The 24,583-nt window shown below is 63.1% G+C and carries 22 protein-coding genes and 19 pseudogenes; 23 read left to right on the top strand and 18 right to left on the bottom strand.

Annotated elements, in window-relative coordinates; genetic code table 11:
* Nucleotides 1-129 precede the first annotated feature (129 nt).
* From ACFODQ_RS05195 to ACFODQ_RS05170, 6 genes and pseudogenes are all read left to right on the top strand, one after another.
* Nucleotides 130-1,017 (top strand): EamA/RhaT family transporter, encoded by an 888-nt coding sequence (locus tag ACFODQ_RS05195; protein WP_377015507.1) that lies wholly within the window; start codon nt 130-132, stop codon nt 1,015-1,017.
* Between the two features lie 126 nt (nt 1,018-1,143).
* Nucleotides 1,144-2,484 (top strand): annotated as a pseudogene (locus ACFODQ_RS05190) (MFS family transporter).
* Nucleotides 2,485-2,628: 144 nt separating this feature from the next.
* Nucleotides 2,629-2,889, top strand: a pseudogene (locus ACFODQ_RS05185) (hypothetical protein); the annotation flags it as partial.
* A 91-nt stretch (nt 2,890-2,980) separates the two neighbouring features.
* Nucleotides 2,981-3,115: a hypothetical protein gene (locus tag ACFODQ_RS05180; protein WP_377015513.1), complete on the top strand. Its 135-nt coding sequence runs from the start codon at nt 2,981-2,983 to the stop codon at nt 3,113-3,115.
* A gap of 41 nt (nt 3,116-3,156) precedes the next feature.
* Nucleotides 3,157-3,414, top strand: a complete 258-nt coding sequence (locus tag ACFODQ_RS05175) for a hypothetical protein (RefSeq protein ID WP_377015511.1) — start codon at nt 3,157-3,159, stop codon at nt 3,412-3,414.
* Nucleotides 3,303-3,677 (top strand): annotated as a pseudogene (locus ACFODQ_RS05170) (DNA polymerase IV); the annotation flags it as partial. The gene ACFODQ_RS05175 and the pseudogene ACFODQ_RS05170, both read left to right, overlap by 112 nt.
* A 207-nt stretch (nt 3,678-3,884) precedes the next feature.
* Here ACFODQ_RS05170 and queF read toward each other — a convergent pair.
* From queF to ACFODQ_RS05095, 15 genes and pseudogenes are all read right to left on the bottom strand, one after another.
* Nucleotides 3,885-4,741 (bottom strand): annotated as a pseudogene (gene queF / locus ACFODQ_RS05165) (NADPH-dependent 7-cyano-7-deazaguanine reductase QueF); the annotation flags it as partial.
* A gap of 234 nt (nt 4,742-4,975) precedes the next feature.
* Complete coding sequence (locus tag ACFODQ_RS05160) at nt 4,976-5,269, bottom strand: hypothetical protein (RefSeq protein WP_377015505.1); 294 nt, start codon at nt 5,267-5,269, stop codon at nt 4,976-4,978.
* On the bottom strand, nt 5,254-5,652 hold the full coding sequence (locus ACFODQ_RS05155; protein WP_377015504.1) for a hypothetical protein: 399 nt from the start codon (nt 5,650-5,652) through the stop codon (nt 5,254-5,256). Before ACFODQ_RS05155 ends, ACFODQ_RS05160 begins: the two co-directional genes overlap by 16 nt.
* Nucleotides 5,653-5,774: 122 nt before the next feature.
* Nucleotides 5,775-6,224: pseudogene (locus ACFODQ_RS05150) on the bottom strand (YaaA family protein).
* 115 nt (nt 6,225-6,339) lie between these two features.
* A pseudogene (locus ACFODQ_RS05145) lies at nt 6,340-6,417 on the bottom strand (hypothetical protein); the annotation flags it as partial.
* Between the two features lie 110 nt (nt 6,418-6,527).
* Nucleotides 6,528-6,875 carry a hypothetical protein gene (locus ACFODQ_RS05140; RefSeq protein ID WP_377015502.1) on the bottom strand — a complete coding sequence of 116 codons (348 nt, stop codon included), beginning with the start codon at nt 6,873-6,875 and terminating at the stop codon, nt 6,528-6,530.
* On the bottom strand, nt 6,875-7,330 hold the full coding sequence (locus tag ACFODQ_RS05135) for a hypothetical protein (protein ID WP_377015500.1): 456 nt from the start codon (nt 7,328-7,330) through the stop codon (nt 6,875-6,877). Before ACFODQ_RS05135 ends, ACFODQ_RS05140 begins: the two co-directional genes overlap by 1 nt.
* 169 nt (nt 7,331-7,499) lie before the next feature.
* Nucleotides 7,500-7,721 carry a hypothetical protein gene (locus tag ACFODQ_RS05130; RefSeq protein ID WP_377015498.1) on the bottom strand — a complete coding sequence of 74 codons (222 nt, stop codon included), beginning with the start codon at nt 7,719-7,721 and terminating at the stop codon, nt 7,500-7,502.
* A 99-nt stretch (nt 7,722-7,820) separates the two neighbouring features.
* The gene (locus ACFODQ_RS05125) at nt 7,821-8,132 is read right to left on the bottom strand and encodes a hypothetical protein (protein WP_377015496.1); all 312 of its coding nucleotides are present in this window, start codon (nt 8,130-8,132) and stop codon (nt 7,821-7,823) included.
* The gene (locus ACFODQ_RS05120) at nt 8,129-8,314 is read right to left on the bottom strand and encodes a hypothetical protein (protein ID WP_377015509.1); all 186 of its coding nucleotides are present in this window, start codon (nt 8,312-8,314) and stop codon (nt 8,129-8,131) included. Before ACFODQ_RS05120 ends, ACFODQ_RS05125 begins: the two co-directional genes overlap by 4 nt.
* Before the next feature lie 123 nt (nt 8,315-8,437).
* Nucleotides 8,438-8,656, bottom strand: a complete 219-nt coding sequence (locus ACFODQ_RS05115; protein ID WP_377015494.1) for a ribonuclease E/G — start codon at nt 8,654-8,656, stop codon at nt 8,438-8,440.
* Between the two features lie 25 nt (nt 8,657-8,681).
* Nucleotides 8,682-8,813 carry a ribonuclease E/G gene (locus ACFODQ_RS05110; RefSeq protein ID WP_377015492.1) on the bottom strand — a complete coding sequence of 44 codons (132 nt, stop codon included), beginning with the start codon at nt 8,811-8,813 and terminating at the stop codon, nt 8,682-8,684.
* An 87-nt stretch (nt 8,814-8,900) separates the two neighbouring features.
* Complete coding sequence (locus tag ACFODQ_RS05105; protein ID WP_377015490.1) at nt 8,901-9,050, bottom strand: hypothetical protein; 150 nt, start codon at nt 9,048-9,050, stop codon at nt 8,901-8,903.
* A gap of 8 nt (nt 9,051-9,058) precedes the next feature.
* Complete coding sequence (locus tag ACFODQ_RS05100; protein ID WP_377015488.1) at nt 9,059-9,274, bottom strand: hypothetical protein; 216 nt, start codon at nt 9,272-9,274, stop codon at nt 9,059-9,061.
* 44 nt (nt 9,275-9,318) lie between these two features.
* Nucleotides 9,319-9,459 (bottom strand): hypothetical protein, encoded by a 141-nt coding sequence (locus ACFODQ_RS05095; protein ID WP_377015486.1) that lies wholly within the window; start codon nt 9,457-9,459, stop codon nt 9,319-9,321.
* Nucleotides 9,460-10,185: 726 nt separating this feature from the next.
* Between ACFODQ_RS05095 and ACFODQ_RS05090 the strand changes: the two are divergent.
* The 5 genes and pseudogenes from ACFODQ_RS05090 (at nt 10,186) to ACFODQ_RS05070 (ending at nt 13,369) form a co-directional block, all read left to right on the top strand.
* Nucleotides 10,186-11,207: pseudogene (locus ACFODQ_RS05090) on the top strand (RluA family pseudouridine synthase).
* A 21-nt stretch (nt 11,208-11,228) separates the two neighbouring features.
* On the top strand, nt 11,229-11,378 hold the full coding sequence (locus tag ACFODQ_RS05085) for a hypothetical protein (protein ID WP_377015484.1): 150 nt from the start codon (nt 11,229-11,231) through the stop codon (nt 11,376-11,378).
* Between the two features lie 21 nt (nt 11,379-11,399).
* A complete protein-coding gene (locus ACFODQ_RS05080) occupies nt 11,400-11,735 on the top strand; it encodes an HAD family hydrolase (RefSeq protein ID WP_377015482.1) in 336 nt (111 codons plus the stop codon).
* Between the two features lie 230 nt (nt 11,736-11,965).
* Nucleotides 11,966-12,319 (top strand): annotated as a pseudogene (locus tag ACFODQ_RS05075) (Rieske (2Fe-2S) protein).
* A gap of 1 nt (nt 12,320) precedes the next feature.
* A pseudogene (locus ACFODQ_RS05070) lies at nt 12,321-13,369 on the top strand (S49 family peptidase).
* 70 nt (nt 13,370-13,439) lie between these two features.
* On the opposite strand, the pseudogene ACFODQ_RS05065 reads toward ACFODQ_RS05070, so the two are convergent.
* The 3 genes and pseudogenes from ACFODQ_RS05065 to ACFODQ_RS05055 all read right to left on the bottom strand — a co-directional run bounded on the left by ACFODQ_RS05065 (nt 13,440) and on the right by ACFODQ_RS05055 (nt 15,038).
* A pseudogene (locus ACFODQ_RS05065) lies at nt 13,440-14,217 on the bottom strand (SAM-dependent methyltransferase).
* Nucleotides 14,214-14,789 (bottom strand): annotated as a pseudogene (locus ACFODQ_RS05060) (Maf family protein). The pseudogenes ACFODQ_RS05065 and ACFODQ_RS05060 overlap by 4 nt, the downstream one beginning before the upstream one ends.
* Before the next feature lie 57 nt (nt 14,790-14,846).
* Entirely contained in the window at nt 14,847-15,038 is a 192-nt protein-coding gene (locus ACFODQ_RS05055; protein ID WP_377015480.1) for a hypothetical protein, read from the bottom strand.
* Between the two features lie 18 nt (nt 15,039-15,056).
* Here ACFODQ_RS05055 and ACFODQ_RS05050 point away from each other — a divergent pair, with 18 nt between their 5' ends.
* From ACFODQ_RS05050 to ACFODQ_RS04995, 12 genes and pseudogenes are all read left to right on the top strand, one after another.
* Nucleotides 15,057-15,314 carry a hypothetical protein gene (locus ACFODQ_RS05050; protein WP_377015478.1) on the top strand — a complete coding sequence of 86 codons (258 nt, stop codon included), beginning with the start codon at nt 15,057-15,059 and terminating at the stop codon, nt 15,312-15,314.
* A gap of 224 nt (nt 15,315-15,538) precedes the next feature.
* Nucleotides 15,539-15,702: pseudogene (rpmF, locus tag ACFODQ_RS05045) on the top strand (50S ribosomal protein L32); the annotation flags it as partial.
* Nucleotides 15,703-15,874: 172 nt separating this feature from the next.
* Nucleotides 15,875-16,844: pseudogene (plsX, locus tag ACFODQ_RS05040) on the top strand (phosphate acyltransferase PlsX).
* 73 nt (nt 16,845-16,917) lie between these two features.
* Nucleotides 16,918-17,874 (top strand): annotated as a pseudogene (locus tag ACFODQ_RS05035) (beta-ketoacyl-ACP synthase III).
* Nucleotides 17,875-17,938: 64 nt separating this feature from the next.
* Nucleotides 17,939-18,876: pseudogene (gene fabD, locus ACFODQ_RS05030) on the top strand (ACP S-malonyltransferase).
* Nucleotides 18,873-19,619 (top strand): annotated as a pseudogene (fabG, locus tag ACFODQ_RS05025) (3-oxoacyl-ACP reductase FabG). Before fabD ends, fabG begins: the two co-directional pseudogenes overlap by 4 nt.
* Before the next feature lie 106 nt (nt 19,620-19,725).
* Nucleotides 19,726-19,956 (top strand): annotated as a pseudogene (gene acpP / locus ACFODQ_RS05020) (acyl carrier protein); the annotation flags it as partial.
* A gap of 90 nt (nt 19,957-20,046) precedes the next feature.
* Nucleotides 20,047-21,329: pseudogene (gene fabF / locus ACFODQ_RS05015) on the top strand (beta-ketoacyl-ACP synthase II).
* Nucleotides 21,330-22,016: 687 nt separating this feature from the next.
* Nucleotides 22,017-22,643 (top strand): annotated as a pseudogene (locus tag ACFODQ_RS05010) (sigma-70 family RNA polymerase sigma factor).
* A gap of 87 nt (nt 22,644-22,730) precedes the next feature.
* Nucleotides 22,731-22,880: a hypothetical protein gene (locus ACFODQ_RS05005; RefSeq protein ID WP_377015476.1), complete on the top strand. Its 150-nt coding sequence runs from the start codon at nt 22,731-22,733 to the stop codon at nt 22,878-22,880.
* Nucleotides 22,881-23,206: 326 nt separating this feature from the next.
* On the top strand, nt 23,207-23,530 hold the full coding sequence (locus ACFODQ_RS05000) for a hypothetical protein (RefSeq protein WP_377015474.1): 324 nt from the start codon (nt 23,207-23,209) through the stop codon (nt 23,528-23,530).
* Nucleotides 23,531-23,861: 331 nt separating this feature from the next.
* Nucleotides 23,862-24,545 (top strand): trypsin-like peptidase domain-containing protein, encoded by a 684-nt coding sequence (locus ACFODQ_RS04995; RefSeq protein WP_377015472.1) that lies wholly within the window; start codon nt 23,862-23,864, stop codon nt 24,543-24,545.
* Nucleotides 24,546-24,583: the final 38 nt, after the last annotated feature.

Raw genomic sequence — 24,583 nt, 5'->3', positions numbered from 1 at the left:
GCAGCGTGCTGGCCCCTCTTGATGCCGCAGGCTCGCATCGCCCAAATGCAGGCGCACGGGTAGCGCCGATGGCCTACCATTCGGTGGCCTTGTGATGAAGTTGATGCGGTAATGGCTGACGGAGCGGGAATGCAATGGGGTGGTTGGTGGATGGCGCTGGTGGTGTTTTTGCCGCCATCGCGCAGAACGGCGCGCAATGCGGCGCAGCGCTCGCTGACCGCCGATCTGGTGCACCTGGCCCGCCACCTTGTGCGTTTTCTCTACGGCCTGCCGCTGGCTGCGCTGGCGCTGGTGCTGCTCTACACCTTGCCCGCCAAGGCGCCTGAATTGCGCATTGGACTGGCGCCTATTTTGGCTGGCTGGCGCTGGCGCGTTCTTCCAGATCGCCGCCACTGGCGCCTTGCTGCTGGCGATGCAGCAGCGCATTTTGGCCGTCGCCGTCACGCTGTCCAAGACAGAGGTGCTCAGGTGGCGCTGTTTTGGCGCGGTCTTTCTGGCGAGCTGCCCACCTACTGGGCGCTGGCAGCGATGGCCATTGCCACCATTGGCGTGGCGCTGCTGTCCTTGCCGCCGCGCCAGATCGGCGCAAAGCTCGACTGGCGCAGCAAGGCTGCGATGTATGGCCTGAATCTGCGGCGCCTGCTTTGCGATTGCGACAGTGGGCTTTCGCGGTGCGGCGCTGGCGCTCAATGCGCCCAGCGCGCTGCGTCGGCGCCTGGGGCGTGTTCATGTGCGCAGGCATGCAGACCTTGGCGATGGGCGCCTGGGTTTGTCTGGCGTGACCGCAGCGTGCTGGTCCGCATTGCCCAGGCCTGGCGCGTGTCGCTGTTGGCGGGCTGCATGGGCAGTGCAGCATCGCTCGCCTGGTTCCGCGCGTACGCGCTGCAAAGCGCCGCGTCGGTACGCACCCTGGGCATGGTCGAGGTGGTGTTCAGCTACCTGGTCTCGCGCCGGGTGCTCAAGGAGCAGCTGCGCCGCACTGAGAAATGGGGCATTGCGCGATGCTGGTCGGTATAGTGGTGATCTGCACCCAGCTTTAGCCAATGGTGGTGGTGCGGGCGGTGGAAATTTCAGCGCCCGCTCTGACATCAGAGGGTCTCGCAGCGGCGCATCATGGTCTGCATTGCTACACGGGACCATCCAATGACAACACCCTCCGTGCCAGAACTGGCCATCGGCCGCCCAGACTTCGGCCAATATACCCCTCACCCATTACAGCCCGAAGAAAAGCGCCACCGCATTTCTCTATCATGGCGGCCTCGTCGGGCAACCTGGTCGAATGGTTTGACTTCTAGTCTATGCGTTCTCGGCATCTACTTTGCCGCCGCTTCTTCCCTAAGGGTGATCCCACCGTACAGCTGCTCAACACCCCGGGTGTTTTGCCGCCGGCTTTTTGATGCGCCCCATCGGCGGCTGGCTGTTTGGCCGCATTGCCGACAAGTACGGCCGCAAGAAGTCGATGCTGATCTCGGTGACCATGATGTGCGCGGCTCCCTGGTGATTGCCTGCCTGCCCACCTATGCGCAGATTGGGGCATGGGCGCCGTTTTTTGCTGCTGATGTGCCGCTTGTTCCAGGGCCTGTCGTGGGCGGTGAATAATGGCACGACAGCCACCTTATGAGCGAAGTGGCGCTCAAGGCCAGCGCGGCTTTTTCTCGTCGTTCCAGTATGTGACCCTGATCGGCGGCCAGCTGCTGGCCGTGCTGCTGATGTGATTTTGGAAGCGGTACTGACGGACGCCGAGCTGCGTGCCTGGGGCTGGCGCATTCCATTTGTAGTGGGCGCTGCGGCGGCCGTTTGTGGCCATGCTGCTGCGCCGGACTCTGCATGAAACCCAGTCCACCGAGGCGATGCAGAACAAGGAAAACCGCACCCTGGCCAACTTGTTCAAGCACCACTGGCGCGCCTTTGTCACCTGCTGGGCTATACGGCCGGCGGCTCGCTGATCTTCTACAACCTTCACCACCTATATGCAGAAAGTACCTGGTCAACAGCGGGGCCTGCCGATCAAGAACCGCCAGTTACGTGATGACCGTGTGCCTGTTTGTGTACATGTGGCATGCAGCCGCTGTTTGGCGCGCTGTCCCGACCGCATTGGCCGGCGCACCAGCATGATGCTGTTTGGTGCGCTGGTGCGCTGGGCACCGTGCCGATTCTGACACACAATGCACCAGGCCTCGTCGCCGGTCACGGCTGGCCTGCTGATCCTGGTGGCGCTGGCGATTGTGAGCTTCTACACCTCGATCTCGGGCATCGTCAAAGCGGAGATGTTTCCGCCCGAGGTGCGCGCGCTGGGCGTGGGCCTGGCCTATGCGGTGGCCAATGCCATTTTTTGGTGGCTCGGCCGAGTTTGTCGCGCTGGCGCTGAGAACGCCGGCCATGAAAATGCCTTCTTCTGGTATGTGTCGGTGATGATGGTGATTGCCTTTTTGTTTCAGCCTGCGCCTGCCCAAGCAGGCCGCCTATTTGCACCACGACCACTGACCGCCCGCAGCAGCCGGCTCGGCAGCCTCCGCTGCCGGTTTTGCGCGACTGGCGGCTGCAAGCCGCGCCGCGCTGGGAGACAATAGCCGGTGTGCTCCTCCCCCTCGCCAATCGCCTGATTGTTCCTGCCGCCGCGCCGCCGCATTGCGCATCTGGACAGGATGCCTTCTATGCCTCGCCGAGCTGCTGCGCTACCCGCAGCTCAAGGGGCTGCCCGTCATCATCGGCGGGGGCCGCCGGGCAGAAGATGAGGCGCTGAAAGCGCGCTATGGGCGAGCGCCTGGACGAGATCCCGCCCGAGGCCTTTCCTCAGCTCAAAGACTATGTGGGCCGGGCGTGATCACGACGGCCACCTACCCGGCGCGCGCCTTTGGCGTGGGCTCGGCCATGGGCATGATGAAGCGGCCAAGCTCTTCCCGCCAGGCTATTCTGCTGCCGGTGGACTTTGCGCGCTACCGGCATTTTCTCGCGCCAGTTCAAGGCCATCATCACCGCGATGGCGCCTCAGATGGAGGACCGGGGCGTGGACGAGGTCTATATCGACTTCACCCATGTCGAAGGCGGCCAGGAAGACCATGGCCGCAGCCTGGCGTTGCGCATGCAGGCGGCCATTCATGCGGCCACCGGCTGACCTGCTCGGTCGGGTTTGCCCCCAACAAGCAGCTGGCCAAGATGGCCAGCGAATTCAACAAGCCCAAAGGCGTGTCCATTGTGCTCGAGAGCGATCTGCAAACGATGATCTGGCCGCTGGCCTGCCGCAAGATCAATGGCGTGGGCCCCAAGGCCGATGCCAAGCTGCAGGCACTGGGCATTACACAATGGGCGATCTGGCCGCCAAGGACCTTGCCCTGGTTGGTGGCACACTTTGGCCGCAGCTACGGCGCCTGGCTGCATGCATCGAGCTGGGGCGGGACAGCCGGCCCGTGGTGACCGAGAGCGAGCCGGTATCGATGAGCCGCGAGACCACGTTTGACCGCGACCTGCATGCGGTGCGCGACAAGGCCGAGCTCGGCGCGATCTTTACCGAGCTGTGCCAGATGGTGGCGGCTGACCTGCAGCGAAAGGCTATGTGGGGCGCACGATTGGCATCAAGCTGCGCTACCCGACTTTCGCATCGCCACGCGCGACCACAGCCTGCCGCTCTACACCCAGGATGCCGCTGCCATCCGGCATGCGGCGGCCAGTGCTTGAAGCGCGCGCCATTGGACCAGCGCCTGCGGCTCCTGGGGGTGCGGGTGGGTGGGCTGCTGCCGCTGGAGCAGGCCTTGGCGCAAGGCTGGTGGGCGACTGGCAGGCCATGCGCCAGGCATTGCGCCAGGCCCCAAAGCCGCCCGGCCATAGCCGAGCACAAGGCCGACCCCTACAACCTTGCCGCTGTTCGGCGATCTGGACTGATTACTGCGTGCGGTGCGGATAATGGCCGGCAGGGCCATCGGCTGGCTGGTGCGCAGCGGTTGATGTCCAGGCATCTCCCCGGCGCGTGTAACGGGCATAGACCGTCAGGCGGATCGGCTTGCAGTGCTTCCAGATATCGACAAACATGCGCTCGACACAACTGCTCATGGAATTCGTTGTGGTTGCGAAAGCTCACGATGTACTGCAGCAGGCGTTCCTGGTCGATCGCCGGCCGGTATAGCTGATGCGCACGCTGCCCCAGTCGGGCTGGCCGGTGACCAGGCAGTTGCTCTTGAGCAGGCGGCTGCTGAGCGTCTCGGTGACAGGCGCCTCATCAAAGGCGGCGCGCAGCAGCTGGGGTTGGGGCTGGTAGTGCTCGCAGTCGATGTCCAGCCGGTCCAGGTTCAGGCCGTCGAGCTCTTGCAGCGGCAGGGTGTCGAACACCTCCGGGTCGATCATCTGCACGCCGACGGAGCCTGTAGGGCGCGCCGCGCCATACGGCTTCGCTGATATCGGCGAGCAGCTTGGCGCGTACCTCATCGACTGAGCAAAGCGGCTGTGTTGAAGCTGTTGAGGTAGAGCTTGAAGGACTTGCTCTCGACGATATTGGGCGTCTCGCAAGGGATGGTGAAGCTCACCAGGGCCACCTGGGGCTTGCCGCGCAGGTTGAGCCAGGAGACCTCATAGGCCGTCCACAGGTCGGCGCCAAAAAAGGGCAGCTTGTCGCTTGCAGGCCAATCTCGTCGCGCTTGGCCTGGCGCGGCAGCGGAAAGAGCAAGGTGGGGTCGTACTGGTCGATGTATGCGGAGCGCTGGCCAGGGCGATTGCTCGGCGAAGGGAGACGGTCATGCTGTGGAAACAAAAAGCGGCCGCTGCCGGCGCGGGGGCCCGGCGGCGGCAGCGGTTTTACTTGAATCGCCCTCGCGCACCACTGGTGCGATCCATTTCTCGCCGGCAATCACCGGTGAGCCGCCATGCAGCTTTTGGTTGCGGGGTCGGGCGCGGGTAGCTGAAGAACACCGCATTGCCCCGCGGCGCGGCGCCACTTCCAGCCCCACATCGGGGAAGCTGGTGCCGCCGCCGGCTTGCGGGTTGTTCAGTAGATCACCAAGGTGCCAGGCGCTGGCCGCCACGCTTCAAAATCGTCGGCGTGCCCGGCTGGGTCGGGTCGAATAGTCGTAGTGCGGCTTGTACTCGGCGCCAGGCCGGTAGTGCAGCACCTGCAGCCCTCGCCATGGTTTTCCGGCCAGTTGACCAGCTTGGCGATGCGGCGCTCCAGCGCGGCGACGGCGGGCGACTCCTCGCGCTGGAAGAACATGCCGTCGCTGGTGCGGTCGGCATTGACTTCTTCGCCACCGGTCTGGGTCTCAACGGTCAGCGAGCGCTGCATGCGCGGCTCCGGCCGCAGCGATGATGGCGTCGCACTCCTCGTCGGCAGCAGATTGCCGAATACGACGACGCGCTGGTGCGCAGGGCCAGCAACACCTGACCTCGCGTCACCGACATCGATGGGGAGGGCGATTGCCCAGGTGGGCTCGGGCAGGGGACGGGACAGGGCAGTGGCAGGGAGGCCGCCGCAGCGGCGGTGTCCTTGCTCGCCTGCAACTGCGCGAGGTGCTCGGTCAGCACCGATTCCATCGCGGACTCGGCGACATCGGCGTTCCAGCCGGCATCGCACATGGCTTTGAAGACGCGGTCGGCGCTGACGCCGGCGCTGGCCTGATCAATGATCCAGGCGCGCAGTTCCGGGGTGAGGGGTTGCGAGGCTGTCATCAGATTCCTTTCGCGGCCCATTGTGCATCAAAGTCGCATCAATCGACTTTGCGCCCTGAACACGAAATGGTCTTCACTCGAGGCCTCGGGCGCGAAGGCATAACCGGCGGTGCTGAACTTCTTCAGGCCGCCGGCGTCTTGGTCTGGTGCTCGATGGCGTAGCGCGCCATCAGGCCGCGTGCCTTCTTGGCAAAGAAGCTGATGATCTTGTACTGGCCGTTCTTGTAGTCTTCAAAGCTGCAGTCGATGACGCGGGCGCGCAGCACCTTGCGGTCGACCGATTTGAAGTACTCCTTGCGAGGCCAGTGACGACCACGGGCTTGTCTTCGTCCGCCTGCTGCGCATTGAGGTAGTCCGGCGATCCTGCGTGCCCCAGAAGTGGTAGAGGTTTGCTGCCCTGGTCGGTCGCCAGGCGCGTGCCCATCTCAGCCGTAGGGCTGCATCAGGTCGAGCGGGCGCAGCACGCCGTAGAGGCCGCTGAGCATGCACAGGTGGGACTGCGCCCAGTCGAGCTGCTTGGCGCTCAAGGTGGGGGCCTGCAGGCCGTCGTAGACATCGCCGTTGAAAGCCATGATGCCTGGCGCGCGTTCTTGCTGCTGAATTTGGGCGACCAGCCTCATAGCGGGCCACATTCAGCGCAGCGAGCTTGTCGCTGATGTCCATCAGGCTGGCAATCTGCTGGGGCGACTGCGTGCGCAGCACTGCGATCAAGGCCTTGGACTGGGGAATGAACTGGGGCTGCGTGCTGGCGAGGCCCGCAGGCAGCGGGGTTTCATAGTCCAGAGATTTGGCGGCGAGAGCAGAAACAGCATCAGGGGCTCCATCAATGAAACAGGCCGGATCGCTCCGGCCTGAGGGTTGCGGGGTCAGCGCTTTTAAGCGGATTCGCGCTCAAAAGGCAGCACCAGGTCGGTCAGATCCTTGCGCGTCTCGACAAGGATCAGCGGGCCCTGGTCGATCTGCACCACGGGCTGGCGCTCACGCGGGACATGCACGGGCTTGGGGCTCGGCCGCAATGGCCGCTTGCACGGCTGCGATCTTGTCGGCATCGGAGTTATCCATTGCAGACCTGCGGTGCTGGCGATCTGGTGCAGTGCATCCAGGGGCAGCGCGTAGCTGGCAATCGCTGGCAGACCGGCCTTGGCAGGCGCTGCAGCGGCAGGCGCAGGGGCTGGGGCGCGACCGTGCTGCTGCGACAGGCGCCACAGGTGCAGCAGGCGCATCAGACACTGCGGGGGCTGCTGGAGCCACTGCGGGAGCAGCTTGCTGAGCGGCAACCGGTACCTCGCCCTGGCCACAGGCGCAGGAGCTGCTGCCCCATCGGCCACCGCAGGCGCCGGGGTATCTGCCGATGCCGCGGCAGGCGCTGCGTTGAAGTAGCTGCGGCGGGGTGCCTCGTCGCCATCTTGCGACACGCTGGAGGAGGCCGGGACGACATCGGCGCCAAAGCCGAGTCGGCGGCGGCGTTGTCGCCTTCGGCCTGCTCCGTCGCGGCCATTGCGCTCGCGCTCACCACGGTTGCGGCGGTCGCGGCCATAGCGGTCACGCGAGCGGCGCTCACGGCGTCAGGCGTTGCGCCATCTGCATCGGCGGCTGGGGCCGTCCTGGTTGCCGTCTCCAGGTCCAGCGATGGCAGCGAGGCAATCACCGCATCGGCGTTGATCGGCGCCGGTGCCACGGCGTTGAGGGGCTGGGCCGCCTCGTCACCGTTGTTGCGGCGGTCCTGGCGCTCACCACGTCAGCACCACGGTCACGGCGCCTTTACGCGGCTCGCGGGGAGCGCGCTCGGGGCGGGGGCGCGTTCCTGGCGCTCGCCATTGCTGCGGCGTTGTCGCCGGCTTGCGGGTTCAGCGGGGCGTCGTCACGGCGGTTGCGCTCCTGGCGGTCACCGGCTCACCACGGCGGTTGCGGCTTCCTGGTCGCCACCACGGGGCTGCGGCTGCCATCGGCTGCGCCGTTGTTGCCGCGGCCATTGCGCTCGCCGCGTTGTTCGCCTTCGGCGCGCTCGCCACGGGCGGGGCGGTTGCCATCCTTGCGCTCACCGCGGTCGCCGCGCTCTGCACGTCCACCCGGCCGCCACGGTTGTTGGCGTTGCGGCCATCGCGGTTTTCACGGCGGCCTCGCCAGCAGGTGCTGCTGCGGGTGCAGGCACGGGCGCTGGTGCGGGCTCAGGGCCATGCCGAAAAAGCGCTTGAGCCAGGCGAAGAAGCCCTTTTGCGGGGCAGCCACCGGTGCGGCAGCAGGCGCTGCGGCGGGGGTGCCAGCGGCTTGCCGTTGTGCGGGCTGGCCGTACGGGCAGCGGGCGCCGGGCGTGGCTCGGCAATCGGTGCCGGTGCATCGGGCAGCACGCCCTTGATGACGGGGTCTGCTTGTTGGTCGGCTCTTGCGAGCGGCGGGTAAAGCCCAGGCTTTCCTCTTCCGGGGTCGGCCAGCTTGTAGCTCGCTTCCATCGAGTCCAGACGCGGGTCGTCGTGCTTCATGCGCTCGAGCTTGTAGTGCGGGGTCTCCAGTGCCTGTTGGGCACCATGGTGACGGACACGCGCTGCTTGAGCTCGATCTTCTGGATTTCGGTGCGCTTTTCGTTGAGCAGGAAGGAGGCGACTTCGACAAGCACCTGGCAGTTCACCGCTGCCGTGTTGTCCTTCATCGACTCTTCCTGGATGATGCGCCAGGATCTGCAGCGCCGAGCTTCCGCATCGCGGATGTGGCCGGAGCCGCCGCGCGTGGGCAGTTGATGTGGGCGCCTTCGCTCAGCGCGGCTTGAGGCGCTGGCGGCTCATCTCCATCAGGGCCCGAACTTGCTGATGGTGCCGAACTGCACGCGGGCGCGGTCCTGGCGCAGCGCGTCACGCAGGCGGCTTTCCACATCGCGGCGGTTCTTCGACTCTTCCATGTCGATGAAGTCGATCACGATCAGGCCACCCAGGTCGCGCAGGCGCATCTGGCGGGCCACTTCGGTCAGCGGCTTCCAGGTTGGTGCGGGTGGCGGTTTCCTCGATATCACCGCCCTTGATGGCGCGGTGCCGAGTTCACGTCGATGGAGACCAGCGCTGCGGGTGGTCGATCACGAAGGCGCCGCCCGATGGCAGCGTCACGGTGCGCGAGTAGGCCGACTCGATCTGGTGCTCGATCTGGAAGCGGCTGAGCAGCGGGCGCGTCATCGCGGTAGCGCTTGACGCGGGCAGCGTGCTCAGGCATCACATGGGCCATGAACTGCTGGCTTGTTCATAAAATTGTCACGGTGTCGATCAGGAGTCGCCGATGTCATTGTGGAAATAGTCGCGGATCGCACGGATCACCAGGCTCGATTCCTGGTAGATCAGGAAGGCGCCCTTTGCCCGACTTGGCTGCGCCGTCCGATGGCGCCCCAGAGCTTGAGCATGTAGTTCAGGTCCCATTGTACAGCTCAGGGCGCGCTGCGGCCAATGCCGGCCGTGCGCGCGATGATGGACATGCCCTTGGGGTATTCGAGCTGGTCCATGGCCTCCTTGAGCTCGGCGCGCTCGTCGCCTCGATGCGGGGGCGCGAGACACCACCACCCCGGGGGTTGTTGGGCATCAAGCACCACATAGCGACCTGCCAGCGAGATGAAGGTGGTCAGGGCCGCGCCCCTTGTTGCCACGCTCTTCCTTCTCGACCTGAACGATCAGCTCCTGCCTTCCTTGATCACATCATTGTGCGGGCCTGGCTGGGGGAGACGCCTTCGGCGAAATACTGCTTGGAGATTTCCTTGAAGGGCAGAAAGCCGTGGCGGTCTTCGCCGTAGTCGACAAAGCAGGCTTCCAGGGAGGGCTCGACCCGGTACAACGGCTTTGTAGATATTGCTTTGCGTTGTCGCGGCCTTCGATTTCAATTTCGTAGTCCAGCAGCTTTTGGCCATCAACAATGGCGAGGCGGCGCTCTTCAGCTTGCGTGGCGTTGATCAGCATCGTTTCATGATGCGCGTCCTTCGTAATGCGGGACAGGCTGCCTTTGTCAGTCAGGCACCTGTCTCCAATCCCAACAATAAACAGGCTCTTACTGGAGCCACAGATGCCGGGACAGACGCAGAGAACGAAAGAATTCACAGAGCGTGTCATGTTTGCTGGTAATACTTATGTCAGCACAGGGGATCTAGGCACTGCGGGAGAGGGCATGTAAATAAGCAGCCAGCCAGCGCTGGGCTGCCTCGGCTGGGATATTTGCCCTGAGAACATGCGCACAGCGGGCACAGCAAGACGCACTGGCGCCAGCTGCTGCTGTGCCAGAGAGTTGCCATCCAACCCACAAAATCAACATGTTTGGTGTGAAGACGATCAGCTGGCGGGGCCTGGTTGCAGGCCTTGCGACAGCTGTCGCCAAAAATCTGTTTTTTCGTTGTTTTCAATGTGTCTGTCCGCCTGATTCACTTGGCGTCCCCTGCCAATCTTTTGGTAAGCAGGTGGGGCGGCAAGGCGATCAGGCCAGACATCGACCGGCCTGTGCGGGTACTGGTGGGTGAATTAAACTGCTCACCGGTAAACCAATAACTCTATCGCGCAGGTGAAACATATTATAGGGGGCAAACCGGGCGAGCCCCGTAGTCCACAAGCACCCCCAGTGGCTGGAAAGGCTGGTCGAGGTCCACCCCGACGACGCAGGCCAGCGCCTGGACAATTTTCTGATGCGCCACCTCAAGGGCGTACCCAAGACCCATGTCTACCGCATCATCCGCCAGGGTGAAGTCCGTATCAACAAGGGCCGCGCGACAGCGGACACTCGCGTCCAGCCCGGCGATGTGGTGCGGATTCCGCCGGTGCGCGTCGCAGCAAAACCGACGAAGCCGAGCGCGCGGTGCCAGCTAGGGAGTTTCCCTTGTTGCTACGATGACGATGTCATGCTGGCGATCAACAAACCCGCAGGCGTGGCCCGTGCATGGGGGCTCGGGCGTCAGCTTTGGCGTGATCGAGCAGCTGCGCCGCGCCCACCCCGATGGCCCGCTTTCTGGAGCTGGTGCACGGCTCGACCGCGAAACCTCGGGCATCCTGCTGGTGGCCAAGAAGCGCTCGGCGCTTGACACCATCTGCAGGACCAGTTCCGCGAGCGGGGAGACCGCAAGACCTACCTGGCCTGGTCATCGGCGAATGGACGCCAACAAAGAAGGTGATCGACACCCCCCTGCGCAAATACCTGCTGCCCGATGGCGAGCGCCGCGTGCGCGCCACCACGGCCGATGACCCGATGGGCATGCGCTCGGTCTCGCTGTCAAGGTGCAACAGGTGTTGCGGCCCGCAACCAGCTGGGCCTGCCAGCGATGAGCCTGCTGGAGGTGACCATCAAGAACCGGCCGCACCCACCAGATCCGCGTGCACCTGGCCAGCAGCGCCATTGCGATTGCCGGCGATGAGAAATATGGCGACTTCGATCTGACAAGCGCCTGGCCAAACATGGCCTCAAGCGCATGTTCCTGCACGCCTGGCGCCTGCAGTTTCAACCACCCGCAGACGGCAGAGCGCGTGCAACTGGGCGCCGAGCTGCCGCTGGAGCTGGCAGACTTTGTGGCGGCGGCCTCGGCGGCCGATGGATCAGTTTTGTGACAGATATAGAAAGAGAACCCCATGGCCCGCCAATTTGACCTGATTGGCCTTGACTGGGATGGCACCCTGTTTGACTCGACCGCGGCCATTGCGCTATCGATCCAGGATGCGGTGCGGGATGGTGGTGGCACGGTGCCCAGCCTGGCGATGCCAAGTTGTGAATCGGCATGAGCCTGCAAAGCGCGCTGCGCCATGCCGCGCCCGATGTGCCGAGGACCAGATGTGGCGCTGACCAACCGCTACCGGCTGCATTTCCTCAAGCGCCAGGAGCAGGTGACCTTGTTTGACGGCGTGCTGGAGCTGCTCGACCAGCTGACCGCCAGCGCCACCTGCTGGCCATTGCCACCGGCAAGAACCGCCGGGGCTGGACCGTGTGCTGGATACGACCTTGCTCAAGGGGCGCTTCCATGCGACGCGCACCTCGGACTAGACGGCTGGCAAGCCCATCCGCTGATGCTGCAGGAGCTGATGGCCGAGCTGGATGTGGCGCCCGAGCGTCTGCTGATGGTGGGGAGACACCACGCATGACCTGCAAATGGCCGTCAATGCCGGCTGCGCAGCGTGGGAGTGAGCTTACCGGCGCCCACCACCATGTGGGTTTTGAGGCCTTCAACCCCTTGTATGTGGCCCATACCGTTTGCTGAACTGCAACAGTGGATGGCGGATCATGCCTAGCTATGGTGCAATTACTGTCTGTATGTCAGTCAGATGAACCTCGGTGAACAGGTGCGGTGATGGCGGAAGTACCGCGCAGATGATTGCCTTGTTGCCAGAGCGATGCGCTGCTGCACGGTGGCGCGCGGTGGCCTTTGATTGGGTCTATGCCGGTCAGACCTGCCAGGCGCCTTTGCCATCCGCTACCACGCGGGAGTCCATGCCTATCTGAACCGATGCACCCATGTGGCGATGGAGATGGACTACCAGCCGGGGCGGTTTTTCGACGACACAGGTAATTGGTTGCTCTGCGCCACCCATGGCGCCGCCTATGTGCCCGATACTGGAGCCTGTGCCGGCGGTCCCTGTGTGGCGGTTTGGTCAAGGGTTGCGCTGAGTGAGAGTGATGGCGTGGTCTATTGCACACGGTAAACCGTCTCCAACCTCTTGATTTTTAAGATGAACCCCATGGACAACAACCCTCAGCACAATCCGCCGCCGGCGCCCGACCTGTGGGGGCAGACGGCCGCAGCGGCGCCTGCCGCTGCCGCAGCACCCAGCCCGGGCTGGGAGCGCTCGGTGCTGGAGCGCCTGCCTTTGACACGCTCAAGGAGTCAGCGCGCAGCGCGCCGCTGGAAGATTTTCTTTCGCCTGGTCTGGCTGGGCTTGGTGGTTGCGTTGTCAGCTACCTGTTTGGCTCGGACGGATCGGCCGCCAAGACCTCGACCGAGCACACGGCTGTGGTCGAGCTCAAGGGGAGATCGCCTCCGGCGCGGACGCCAGTGCGAATTTGTTGATTGCGGCCCTGCGCACCGCTTTTGAGGATGACGGCGCCAAGGCCGTGGTGCTGCTGATCAACTCGCCCGGTGGCAGCCCCGTGCAGGCGGGCATGATCAATGACGAGATCGTGCGCCTCAAGGCCAGTACAAGAAGCCGATGTATGCGGTGGTCGAGGAGTCCTGCGCCTCTGCGCGTATTACATTTGCCTCTGCGGCTGACAGCATCTATGTCGACAAGGCCAGGATCGTCGGCAGCATTGGCGTGCTGGATGGATGGTTTTGGTTTACCGGCACGATGGAAAAGCTGGGCGTGGAGCGCCGCTTGCTCACCGCTGGCGCCAACAAGGGCATGCTCGATCCATTCAGCCCCATGAATGGACAAGCAAAAGGCCTATGCGCAGCAGATGCTGAGCCAGATTCACCAGCAGTTCATCCAGGTCGTGCGCCAGGGCCGGGTGACCGTTTGAAGGAAACCGAGGACACCTTCAGCGGCCTGTTCTGGACGGGCCAGGAGGCCGTGAAGTGGGCCTGGCCGATGGCCTGGGGCAGCCTCGACCAGGTGGCCCGCGATGTCGTGGGTGCCGAAGAGGTGGTGGACTACACGCGCCGCGACATGTGGCCGAGCGCTTTGCCAAGCGTTTTGGTGCCTCGGTCGGCGCGGGCGCGGTCGGCACCCTGCGCTCGATGTCGCTGCTGCCCAGCGTGCCGCTGACAGCCTTCAAGGCTTGAATGACAAAGCGGTGCCGAGGCACCGCTTTTTTCATGGGCGTGCCGCAACGGCTGCAGCCATTAACGGGGCTTAGCGGCCAATGGCAAACACCATGGGCGTGCGGTTGTCCAGGCTGGTGTTGAGTGGCTTCCACTGCTTGACCAGGCGGCTTTGCGTATTGGCGCTCTCCAGGGTCAGTCCGCTGGAGATGGACAGGCGCGTTTGGGCTGCAGGGTTTGCAGCAGCGCACCCTGCAGCGCCTGGTTGCGGTAGGGCGTCTCGATGAAGATCGGGTCTGAGGCCCTGGCGCAGCGCCAGTTGCTCGAGCACACGCAGGCGGGCGCTGCGATCGGAGGCGTCGCTGGGCACAAGCCGACAAACGCAAAGTTCTGGCCATTGAGGCCGCTGGCGGCCATGCCAGCAGCAGCGAGGTGGGCCAACCAGCGGAACCACGTCGATGCCTGCGTCATGGGCGGCGCGCACCACCGAGCTGCCGGGGTCGGCAATCGCGGGCATGCCCGCTTCGCTCACCAGTCCCATATCATGGCCTTGCAGCGCAGCGGCAATCAGGCTGTGCTATCGCTCCCAGCGCTGGTCTGCGGGTGGTGGTCGCCTTTTTTATGGGCTTTCGGCGCAGCTCGGCAATGTTTTGCTGCTGCAGCGGCAGCGCCAGGGGCGCCACCGCATCCACACGCTTGGAGAAAGGCGCGGCAGCTTTTGGCGTTCTCGCAGACCCAGTGGGTGATGCGGGCGGCGGCTTGCACGGTGTGCACGGCAGCACATCGGTCAGCGGCGCCTCGGTGGCGCAGCCAAAATCGAGGGTGGTCGGCACCAGGAACAGGCGCCCTTTGGTTGTTTGTTGGTTCATGGCATCACCAATCCGGCAGCGCGCAGCAAACGGGCTGTGCGGATCAGGGCAGGCCGATCAAGGCGGTGGGGTCGTCGCTCTCGATGGCGTCGAGCAGAGATGCCCAGGCCTTCGCTCTTGGCGCTGCCGGCGCAGTCATAGGTGTTTTCTGCCACCAGATAACGCTCGATCTCAGCGTCTTCGAGCGGGCGGAACACCGTGCCACCACTGGCGGTATCGGCCTGCGCAAAGCCAGTGGCCTGGCAGACCACGGCCACGGCGGTGTGGAACTGCATGCTTTGCCCGCCTCATCGCGCGCCAACTGCTCCACGGCTTTGTCATGCACATCGGCTTGCCCAGCGGCTGGCCGTGCAGGTCGGCCACCTGGTCCGAGCAATCACGATGGCATCGGGGTACTGGCGGCCAACCGCATGGGCCTGGCCAGCGCCACGGCAGCGCCAGCGCGGCGGGCTTTCGCCGGGCTGTGGGGTTTCATCCACATCGGGCGAGGCGGTCTCGAAGGGCAGGCGAAAGCGCGACAGAAGCTCTCGCCGGTAGCGGGAGGTGGAGCCCAGTACAAGGGCGCGGGGCAATCAGGGATTCAGACATGCCCAGATTCTCTTACACTGGCGCGCATGACAAAGGAATTTTCAGTCAATCGCCTTGAGATCAAGGCTTTTGCCCACCAAAACGCGGCGCTGGAAGGCGAGCTGCCCTGGGGCAGCTGGCCCGCTGCTGCCGAAGACCAGCGCAGGCGAGGCGCTTGCCGCCGAGCCCGTGCGCTGGGTGCTCGATGGTGAATGGGTGGAATCGACCGGCGGCCCTGGCCAGCCTGGCTGCATCTGCATGCCGAAACCCAGGTGCAGACTGCAGTGCCAGCGCTGCATGCGCCCGGTGGATGTGGCGGTGGAAAGCAGCCGCTCCTTTCGCTTTGTGAGGACGAGGCCACGGCGGCAGCGCTCGATGACGAGAGCGAAGAAGATGTGCTGGTGCTGGCGCCCCAGATCGATGCGCTTGAGCTGATCGAGGATGAGTTGCTGATGGCACTGCCCATGGTGCCCATGCACGAGGTCTGCCCGGTGGATGTTAAAGCTGGAGTCCGCCACCCAGGATTTTGACGACCGCCCTGCGGAAAAGCCAATCCTTCGCGGCGCTGGCATCGCTGCGCATTGATAAACCCAATCCTAGTTCGGGTGGCTTGAAGCCTGCTGCATCTTTGCTATAATTTGAGGCTTCGCGCGAATCCTCGTGTCTTTAATGGGCTAAGTCGCGTTAAATTTCGGGCATGCCTTTGTGAATGCGCAGGCCATGTCACCAACCCTTTCAAGACTCAGGAGCCATCATGGCTGTTCAACAAAACAAGAAATCCCCTTCCAAGCGCGGCATGCACCGTTCGCACAACGCACTGAACGTGCTGGCATCGCTGTGGAACCCACCACCGGTGAAACCCATATGCGTCACCACATCAGCCCCAACGGTTTCTACCGTGGCCGCCAAGTTGCTGAAGAACAAGTCGGAAGCCTAAGCCATAGCTGTATAAAAAAAGGCCCGCAGCTACATAGTAGCGCGGGCCTTTTTTATTTCTTGCCAGTTTGCGGCGCGCTGCGCGCCGAGCTGGAACTCGGTGCGAACAACGTCAAAGAATTACCGAACGAATGATCACACTGCCGTGGATTGCATGGGTGGGGACGCAGGTATCGTGTCACGCTACCGCATGCAGAAGTTTTTGGATAGCCACCCTGATGCCATGGTTGATGGTCCGGGCAGCCTTGAGGCCTTGCAGTCTTTTCAGCACGGAGCGTGCACCATCGTGCCTGCAAGCGAAGTGTCACTATGGATGACCCGGTGGAAGTGGCGCTGCGCAAGAAGAGGATTCTTCGATGCGGGTTGCCATCAGCCAGTGAAGTCGGGCGCCGCACTGGCAGCCGTGTCGGCGGGCAATACCGGGGCGCTGATGGCCATTGCCCGTTGATGTGCTCAAGACGCTGGAGGGCATTGACCGCCCGGCTATCGCCACCCAACTTCCCCACGCCAAGGGCGGCGCCACCACGGTGCTGGACCTGGGCGCCAATGTGGATTGCAGTGCAGAGCATCTGCTGCAGTTCGCCGTCATGGGCTCGGCCTTGGTCAGCGCCCTGGAAAACAAAGAAAACCCCACCGTTGGCCTGCTCAATATTGGTGAAGAAGCCATCAAGGGCAGCGAGGTCATTAAGCGCGCCGGCTAGCTGCTGCGCACCGCTGGCCAGTCGGGTTACCTCAATTTTTACGGCAATGTCGAAGGCAATGACATCTTCAAGGCACGGTCGATATCGTGACCTGTGATGGCTTTGTCGGCAATGTCGCGCTCAAGGCCAGCGAAGGCGTGGCCAGCATGATCAGCAACGGGCTCAAACAAGAGTTCAAACGCAACCTGCTCACGAAGATCGCCGCAGTGATCGCTTACCCGGTGCTGGCGCGCTTGAATGAAGCGGGTGGACCACCGCCGCTACAATGGGGCTGCATTGCTCGGATTGCGCGGCCTGGTTTTCAAAACCATGGCTCGCCGACGCGGTGGCGTATGAGCATGCCTTGCGGCGCGCCTATGATGCCGCCCGCAATGTTTGCTGGGGCGTGTGCAGACCAAGATTCAGACGGCAGCGCCCTGCTGATGTCGGCAGACAGCAATGCTGCTGCCAAAACCGTGAACGTCTCCTACCTGAATTCGATGAGTATTTATTCCCCATTATCGGCACTGGCAGCTATTTGCCGCCACGTCGTGTCACCAATGAATGAGTTGGCCGCGAGATGGCCACGCGCGGTCTGGAAACCTCCGACGAGTGGATTGTGGATCGCACCGGTATCAAGGCGCGCCATTTTGCAGCGCCCGATGTCGTAGCCAGCGATCTGGCGCTGGAGGCGTCGAAGAACGCGCTCCAGGCCGCCAATATCCAGGCCAGCGATATCGACCTGATCATTGTCGCGACCTCGACGCCGGACATGGTGTTCCCCTCGACCGCCGCGATCCTGCAGCACAAGCTGGGCATTGCCAATGGCTTGCCCGTGTTTGACATGCAGGCGTGTGGCAGCGGTTTTGTCTACGCACTGACGGTGGCGGACATCGATGATCAAGTCCGCAGCGCAAGCGCGTGCTGGTGGTGGGTGCCGAGGTGTTCAGCCGCATTCTCGACTTCAATGACCGCACGACCTGCGTGCTGTTTGGCGATGGCGCCGGCGCTGTGGTGCTGGAAGCGTCTGACAAGCCCGGCATCCTGGCCACCGAGCTGCATGCCGATGGCAGCCATGTCGACATTCTGTGCGTGCCGGCAAGTCTCGGGTGGCCAGGTGATTGGCTCGCCGCTGCTGCGCATGGATGGCCAGGCGTGTTCAAGCTCGCCGTCGGTGTGCTGGACAAGGCCGCACGCGCCGCGCTCGAAAGGCCAAGATGCAGGAAGCCGATATCGATTGGCTGATTCCGCACCAGGCCAACCTGCGCATCATGATGAGCACGGCGCGCAAGCTCAAGCTCGCGCCGGAGAAGGTGGTCGTTACCGTCGACCAGCATGGCAACACCTCGGCGGCCTCGATCCCGCTGGCGCTGGACCACGCCGTGCGCAGCGGCCAGGTCAAGCCCGGGCAGAATGTGATGCTCGAAGGCGTGGGCGGTGCTTCACCTGGGGTGCCGTGCTGCTGACGATGTAGCATGGCTCGGCGTTGCCGAGACCGCTGTCATCCGCTGATTGATAAAAACTGATTGAACCGAGACATGAGCGCTTTTGCATTTGTATTTCCGGCCAAGGCTCGCAGTCTGTGGGCATGCTCGATGCCTGGGGTGGCCACCCCGCAGTGGTTCAGGCGCTGCAAGAGGCCTCGGATGCGCTGGGTGAAGACCTGGGCGCGCTGATCCAGAACGGCCCCAAAGAAACGCTGGCGCTGACCGCCAATACCCAACCGGTGATGCTGGTCGCTGGCGTGGCCGCATGGCGTGTCTGGCAAGCCGAAGGCGGCCCCATGCCGATAGCGGTTGCAGGCCACTCGCTGGGCGAGTATTCCGCGCTGGTGGCTGCCGGTGTGCTGACCCTGAGCCAGGCGCGCGCCGCTGGTGCGCCTGCGGGGTGCTGCCATGCAAGAGGGCCGTGCCTTGGGTGCTGGCGCCATGGCGGCAGTGCTGGGCCTGATGCGGACAAGGTCAAGGCGTGTGCGCCCAGGTGACGGCCCAGCTGGCGGCGCCGAAGTGGTCGAGGCAGTGAACTTCAACGACCCTGGCCAGACGGTATCGCCGGCTCCAAGGCTGCGGTGGAAGCGGCCAGCCTGGCGTGAAGGAAGCCGGTGCCAAGCCGCGCTGCCGCTGCCCGTGTCTGCGCCTTTTCCATTCCAGCCTGATGAAGCCCGCCGCTGAAAGCTCAAGCTGGCACTGGCAGAGCTGCAACTGGCCGCGCCCCAGATTCCGGTGCTCAACAACATCGATGTGGCGATGCCTACCGATGCGATGCGATCCGTGATGCGCTCTACCCGCCAGGCCTTTGGCCCCGTGCGCTGGTGGAGTGCGTGCAGCGCCTGCGTGCGCTGGGCGCGACCCACCTGTCGAGTGCGGCCCGGGCAAGGTGCTCACCGGCATGACCAAGCGCATCGACCCTGAACTCGTCGGTGTGGCTCTGTATTGACCCCGCCACTTTGCAAGAAACCAGAGAAGCCATCGCATGACTGAAACCACTTCAACAGCCAAAGTCGCCCTGGTTACCGGCGCATCGCGCGTATTGGCGCAGCCATTGCCCAGGCGCTCGGCGCTGCCGGCTACAAGTGATCGGCACGGCAACGACCGAAGAACGGCGCTGCCAAGATCTCGCAAGCGCTGTCGGCCTTTGCCGGCTCGCGTGGTGTGGCGCTGGATGTGAACAATGGCGCCGCCGTCGAAGCGCTGATCGACAGCCTGGTCAAGACCCAGGGCGGCTTGCATGTGCTGGTCAACAACGCCGGCATCACCCGCGACACGCTGGCCATGCGCATGAAGGACGAGGACTGGGATGCCGTGCTGGCACCAACCTGAAGGCCGTGTTCGGCGCCAGCCGCGCTGCCATCCGTCCGATGATGAAGCAGCGTTTTGGCCGTATCATCAGCATCACCAGGTGGTGGGTGCATCGGGCAATGCCGGTCAGGCCAACTACGCGGCCGCCAAGGCGGGTGTGGCAGGTATGACGCGCGTCGCTGGCCAAGGAGTTGGGCAGCCGTGGCATCACGGTTCAACTGCGTGGCGCCTGGTTTTATCGAGACCGATATGACGGCCCAGTTGCCCGAAGAGCAGAAGAAAGCACTGCAGTCGCAGATTGCCTTGGGCAAGCTGGGACAGCCGCAAGACATTGCCAACGCTGTGTCTATTTGGCCTCAGATGGCGGCCGGTTATGTGACCAGGGCAGGAGTTGCATGTCAATGGCGGCATGTATATGTAGATTTGACGAAAGTTGAATGCCGTTTCCTCGCGACGGCAAGTTTGCACTCAGGTATTGCTGAAGCAGCTAGAATCGCGGGTTCATTCACAAACCCCAGAGGGAAACCATGAGCGATATCGAAGCACGTGTCAAGAAAATCATCGCCGAGCAACTCGGCGTGAAGAGTCTCAAGTAACGAACGAAAAGGCTTTTGTAGCCGACCTGGGCGCTGACTCGCTGGACACCGTGGAACTGGTGATGGCTTTGAAGATGAGTTCGGATCGAGATCCCTGACGAAGACGCAGAGAAGATCACGACGGTGCAGAACGCCATCGACTACGCCAACAGCCACCAAAAAGGCTTAATTGATTGCGCATGCACTTGGCGCCTTGTGGCGCAAGTGTCTTGCTGCCAATCTTCCGAGAGATCAACAAGAAAGTTGTAACGCATGAGTCGCCGTCGCGTCGTCGTGATGGTCTGGGTTGCATCAGCCCCGTGGGTAACACGGTTGCTGAAGCCTGGTCAACATTTTGGCCGGTCAATCCGGCATTGACCTCATTACCAAGTTCGACACCACGGATTTCAGCTGCAAGATTGCAGGTGAGGTCAAGGCTTCGACTTGAGTCCTATATGAGTGCCAAGGAAGCACGCACGATGGACTCCTTCATTCATTATGGCATTGCCGCTGCCCAAGAGGCAGTGAAAGACGCGGCCTGCCTTTGGGCGAGGCACTGGATGAAGAGCTCGCAACTCGTATTGGCTGTGTGATTGGTTTCGGGTATCGGTGGTCTGCCACTGATTGAGAACACGCACGGTGAATATGAGCGCCGTGGTGCGCGTCGCATCACGCCTTTCTTTGTTTCCCGCGTCCATCATCAATATGGTCGCAGGTCATGTATCGATGCGTTTTTGGCTTCAAGGCCCGAACCTGTCGGTGGTGACTGCTTGCACGACAGGTTTGCACTGCATTGGTGAAGCCGGTCGCATGATCGATACGGCGATGCCGACGTCTTGATTGCAGGTGGTACCGAAGCAACTGTTTCTCCATTGGGTGTGGGGGGGTTCGCAGCGATGCGCGCGCTGTCCACACGCAATGACGATCCCAAGGCGGGCATCGCGCCCCTGGGACAAGGGCCGTGACGGCTTTGTGCTGGGTGAGGGTGCCGGTATCGTGGTGCTCGAAGAGTACGAACACGCAAGGCCCGTGGTGCCAAGATCTATGCCGAGTTGCTGGTTACGCATGAGCGCTGACGCCGGTCACATGACCGCGCCCAATATGGACGGCCCGCGCCGCGCCATGCTGGCTGCTCTGCGCAATGCAGGTGTCAACGCCGACCAGGTGGACTACCTCAATCCCACGGCACCTCCACGCCGCTGGGTGACCTCAATGAGACCAATGCCATCAAGGCAGCCATGGGCGAGCATGCCAAGAAGCTGGTGGTCAGCTCGACCAAGTCCATGACCGGCCATTTGCTCGGTGGGCTGGCGGTCTGGAGAGCGTCTTTACCGTGATGCCTTGAAGGACCAGAAGATTCCTCCGACCATCAATCTGGTGGACCAGGATCCGGAATGCGATCTGGACTACTTGCGCCAACACCGCGCGCGATGGCCAAGCTGGACATCGCCGTCAAGAACAACTTTGGTTTTGGCGGTACCAACGGCACCCTGGTGTTCAAACGCGTTTTGATGGTGGTTGGCGCCTGGTGCGTCACACCAGCCACGCTGGGATAAGGCCTCTGTGACAGAGGCCTGTTGTTGTTTTTGCGCTGCTTCGTCAGCACGGTGTTGGCGCTTCAACACGGGGGTTTGCCACTGCGGATCGCTGATGGGTGCACTGCAGAATGGGGGTGATGCCTCTGTCAATAGCCGCCCAGCCATGCCCCACCATCGCCCCAACTGCCTGATGGCCTTGCAGTCCTTTGCGCTGGTGAGCCCAAGCCGCGTCCGCCTGCTGTTGGCCGGCTGGGTCTGCCTGGTCGCGCTGCTGTGCCTGGCCTGGATGCATGCAGCAGCTCCTACGGCCTTGCCGCGCGCCTTGGCAGTGGCGGTAATGGCATTGGCGGTAGGGCTGGTCGGCGCATGCCGCTGTGGCCGCAGGGAACTTGTTTGCACTGGACTGGCTCTCAGTGGTGCCTTGGGCCAGCCCCGTTGGCGCTGGAGCAGCGCCAGAACTGGGGCCACTGACCGTGCTGATGGATGGCAATCCTGATATTGCCTGCAGGCCCAGGGGTTGCCAAGCCGGTGCCCCAGTCAGTGGCTGCTTGTGGCGAGAGCCGCTAATCCAGAGCGCTGGCCGGATATTCGTCGGGTTTTATACTCGTCGCTTGCCGCTGAACCGCAGAACATCCTCAGGTGTAAGCCTACAGCTGAACAACCACAACAATAGCTGCAAGCTTGTAGCGCCAAGAGGCCTCTTTTATGACGGGAACGCCAACGGCCAGTACCCCGAATGCAAATGACAGCGATCTGCACCTGGTGCAAGCGCACGGTGGCAGGAGATCAAAAAGCTATGGCCTGCTGTGCTCAAGTACCAGCGCCGCATCGAGCGCCTGATCGGGCGCATGGTGCGCGATGTGGATCTGGTGCCCGATCTGGCCCAGGAAACCTTTTTGCGCGCCTACGCGCGCTGCCGCAGTTCCGGTGATGCGCAGTTCTACACCTGGCTGTACCGAATTGCCGTCAATACCGCCAAGAAGGCATGGTCGAGCTCAGCCGCAACCCGGTGATGACCGAGAGCGCGCTGCGCGGAAAAGACGATGACGATGAAACTTATGCCGGCGCGAACTAACGACCGATGAGACGCCTGAAACGGTGATTGCCGCCCAGGAAATTGCCCAGGCGGTGAACACGGCGATGGAACGCGTTGCCCGAGGACCTGCGACAGGCCATCGTGCTGCGTGAGATTGAAGGCATGTCTTATGAAGACATTGCCGCTGCGATGGATTGCCCCATCGTACGGTACGGTCGCGTATTTTCCGCGCCCGCGAGGCGATTTCCGCCAAGGTAAAGCCCATGCTTGAACGCCAGTCTGGCAAGCGTTGGTAGCTGTATGAGTGTGATGACTGGCTGCAAGGGCCTGGGCCCGCTAGGAATATGGCTATGAATCTCGAAAACCAAGCATCGAACATGAGCATGCAGGCGGCCTGTGAGCAGTTGTCCGCCTGGGTCGATGGTGAGCTGGACGACCAGGCGCTCGGCCAGCTGCTGGCCGAGCTGCCGGAGTTGGCCCAGACGAGGCCTGCTACGCCTCGGTGCAGTCCTACCAGGTCATTGGCGATCTGATGCGCTCGGCGCACACACACGTGCTCCGACAGCCTGGCATTCCTGGATGCGCTCAATGGCCAAGATTGCACTGGAGCCGCCGTTGGCCGACCAGGGCCAGCCCGTGCCTGGTGCTGTCTCGTGCCGGCGTGGGCCGCTGTGCCGCTGTGCAGACCGTCCAGCCAGCCGCGCAGGATCTGCGAACCATTCGGTCTTCCGCTGGAAGATGGTGGCTGGCTTTGCTACCGTGGCCGCTGTGGCGATGGTCGGCTGGAACAGCATCGGTTGCTCTCGGGTGGCGCAGGCAATGAGGCTCGCAGCAGATGGCAGCAGCTGCTGCGCCGCAGGTGGTTGCCTCGGCTGCGTCACCAAGGTCTGCCGCGTCCAATGCCCAAGGCCTGGTGCAGCAGCAGGTCACGGTGGGCCAGAACTCCAGCATCATGCTGCGCGATCCGCGCCTGGATGAGCTGCTGGCGCACGCGGGCAGATTGGCGGCACCGCCAACCTGCAAATGCCAGCGGGCTTCTTGCGCAATGCCACTTTCAATGCCGAAAAGCGCAGCGATGGCTGCGCCGACAAGGCTTCACGTTTGTGCTGATGATGCCCTGAACCCCTCAAATAACACCTGCATGGCAGGTGTTTTTTTATGCCTTTCGCGCGCAAAGGCTTGAAAACCTGGGTTTTGCTGCCTATCTGATGGTGATGCACGCTTGGAACCTGAGGCCTATTGCCCCTCCAATTGCGGCAGGGCACCACGAGCGACGCGATGAATCACTGCGTATACGGTGCCGCCATATTGTCAAATTGAGGAGTGATATGTCTCTAAAGCGTTGGAAGCCTTTCAGATCAGTGCACTGGCGGCCATCCTGTCCGTCAGCAGCGCGATGATGCTGCCGCAGCGGCCCAGAACCCTGCACCTGCTGTGGTGCGTGGCCTGCCCGATTTCACCGACCTGGTCGACCAGGTGGGCCCATCGGTGGTCAATATCCGCACGATGGAGAGGTGTCCAACCGCCAAAGCCAAAGCGGCCTCGATCCGGAGATGCTGGAGTTCTTCAAGCGCTTTGGCTTGCCGGTGCCCAGCATCCCCAAGCAGCAACGCCCCCAGCGCCCCGGCGCCGATGGCGATGAGGTGCCCAGCGGCCTGGGTTCGGGTTTTATCCTGACGGCCGACGGCTATGTGATGACCAACGCGCATGTGGTCGATGGTGCCGATGAAGTGATCGTGACGCTGACCGACAAGCGCGAGTTCAAGGCCAAGATCGTGGGCGCCGGACAAGCGCACCGATGTGGCTGTGGTGAAGATCGATGCCACCGGCTTGCCCGCCGTCAAGATGGCGACGTGAACCGCCTGCGCGTGGGCGAGTGGGTGATGGCGATCGGCCTCGCCCTTTGGCCTGGAAAACTCGGTGACCGCCGGCATTGTCTCTGCCAAGCAGCGCGACACGGGCGACTACCTGCCCTTTATCCAGACCGATGTGGCCATCAATCCCGGCAACTCGGGCGGCCGCTGTTGAACATGCGAGGCGAGGTGGTGTGCATCAACAGCCAGATCTACTCGCGCTCGGGTGGCTTCATGGGCATCTCGTTCTCGATCCCTATCGATGAAGCGGTGCGCGTGAGCGACCAGCTGCGCGCCACCGGCCTGTGGTGCGTGGCAAGATTGGTGTGCAAATCTCCACCGTGAGCAAGGATGTGGCTGAATCCATCGGTCTGGGCAAGGCC

This window comes from Comamonas sp. JC664, assembly GCF_042647185.1.
Note: the sequence above shows the minus strand (reverse complement) of the source record. Positions and strands in the feature narration are given on the sequence as shown.

What these genes read in the sequence shown, in the direction of transcription:
- ACFODQ_RS05155 (WP_377015504.1), bottom strand. Translation starts at nt 5,652, where the DNA reads ATGACAGCCTCGCAACCCCTCACCCCGGAACTGCGCGCCTGGATCATT.
- ACFODQ_RS05080 (WP_377015482.1), top strand. Translation starts at nt 11,400, where the DNA reads ATGCCGCGCCCGATGTGCCGAGGACCAGATGTGGCGCTGACCAACCGC.
- ACFODQ_RS05175 (WP_377015511.1), top strand. Translation starts at nt 3,157, where the DNA reads ATGGCCAGCGAATTCAACAAGCCCAAAGGCGTGTCCATTGTGCTCGAG.
- ACFODQ_RS05195 (WP_377015507.1), top strand. Translation starts at nt 130, where the DNA reads ATGCAATGGGGTGGTTGGTGGATGGCGCTGGTGGTGTTTTTGCCGCCA.
- ACFODQ_RS05180 (WP_377015513.1), top strand. Translation starts at nt 2,981, where the DNA reads ATGGCGCCTCAGATGGAGGACCGGGGCGTGGACGAGGTCTATATCGAC.
- ACFODQ_RS05110 (WP_377015492.1), bottom strand. Translation starts at nt 8,813, where the DNA reads ATGACGCGCCCGCTGCTCAGCCGCTTCCAGATCGAGCACCAGATCGAG.
- ACFODQ_RS05160 (WP_377015505.1), bottom strand. Translation starts at nt 5,269, where the DNA reads ATGCAGCGCTCGCTGACCGTTGAGACCCAGACCGGTGGCGAAGAAGTC.
- ACFODQ_RS05140 (WP_377015502.1), bottom strand. Translation starts at nt 6,875, where the DNA reads ATGCGCCTGCTGCACCTGTGGCGCCTGTCGCAGCAGCACGGTCGCGCC.
- ACFODQ_RS05125 (WP_377015496.1), bottom strand. Translation starts at nt 8,132, where the DNA reads ATGAAGCACGACGACCCGCGTCTGGACTCGATGGAAGCGAGCTACAAG.
- ACFODQ_RS05005 (WP_377015476.1), top strand. Translation starts at nt 22,731, where the DNA reads ATGCAGGCGGCCTGTGAGCAGTTGTCCGCCTGGGTCGATGGTGAGCTG.
- ACFODQ_RS05085 (WP_377015484.1), top strand. Translation starts at nt 11,229, where the DNA reads ATGGCCCGCCAATTTGACCTGATTGGCCTTGACTGGGATGGCACCCTG.
- ACFODQ_RS05105 (WP_377015490.1), bottom strand. Translation starts at nt 9,050, where the DNA reads ATGGGACCTGAACTACATGCTCAAGCTCTGGGGCGCCATCGGACGGCG.
- ACFODQ_RS05055 (WP_377015480.1), bottom strand. Translation starts at nt 15,038, where the DNA reads ATGCAGCCAGGCTGGCCAGGGCCGCCGGTCGATTCCACCCATTCACCA.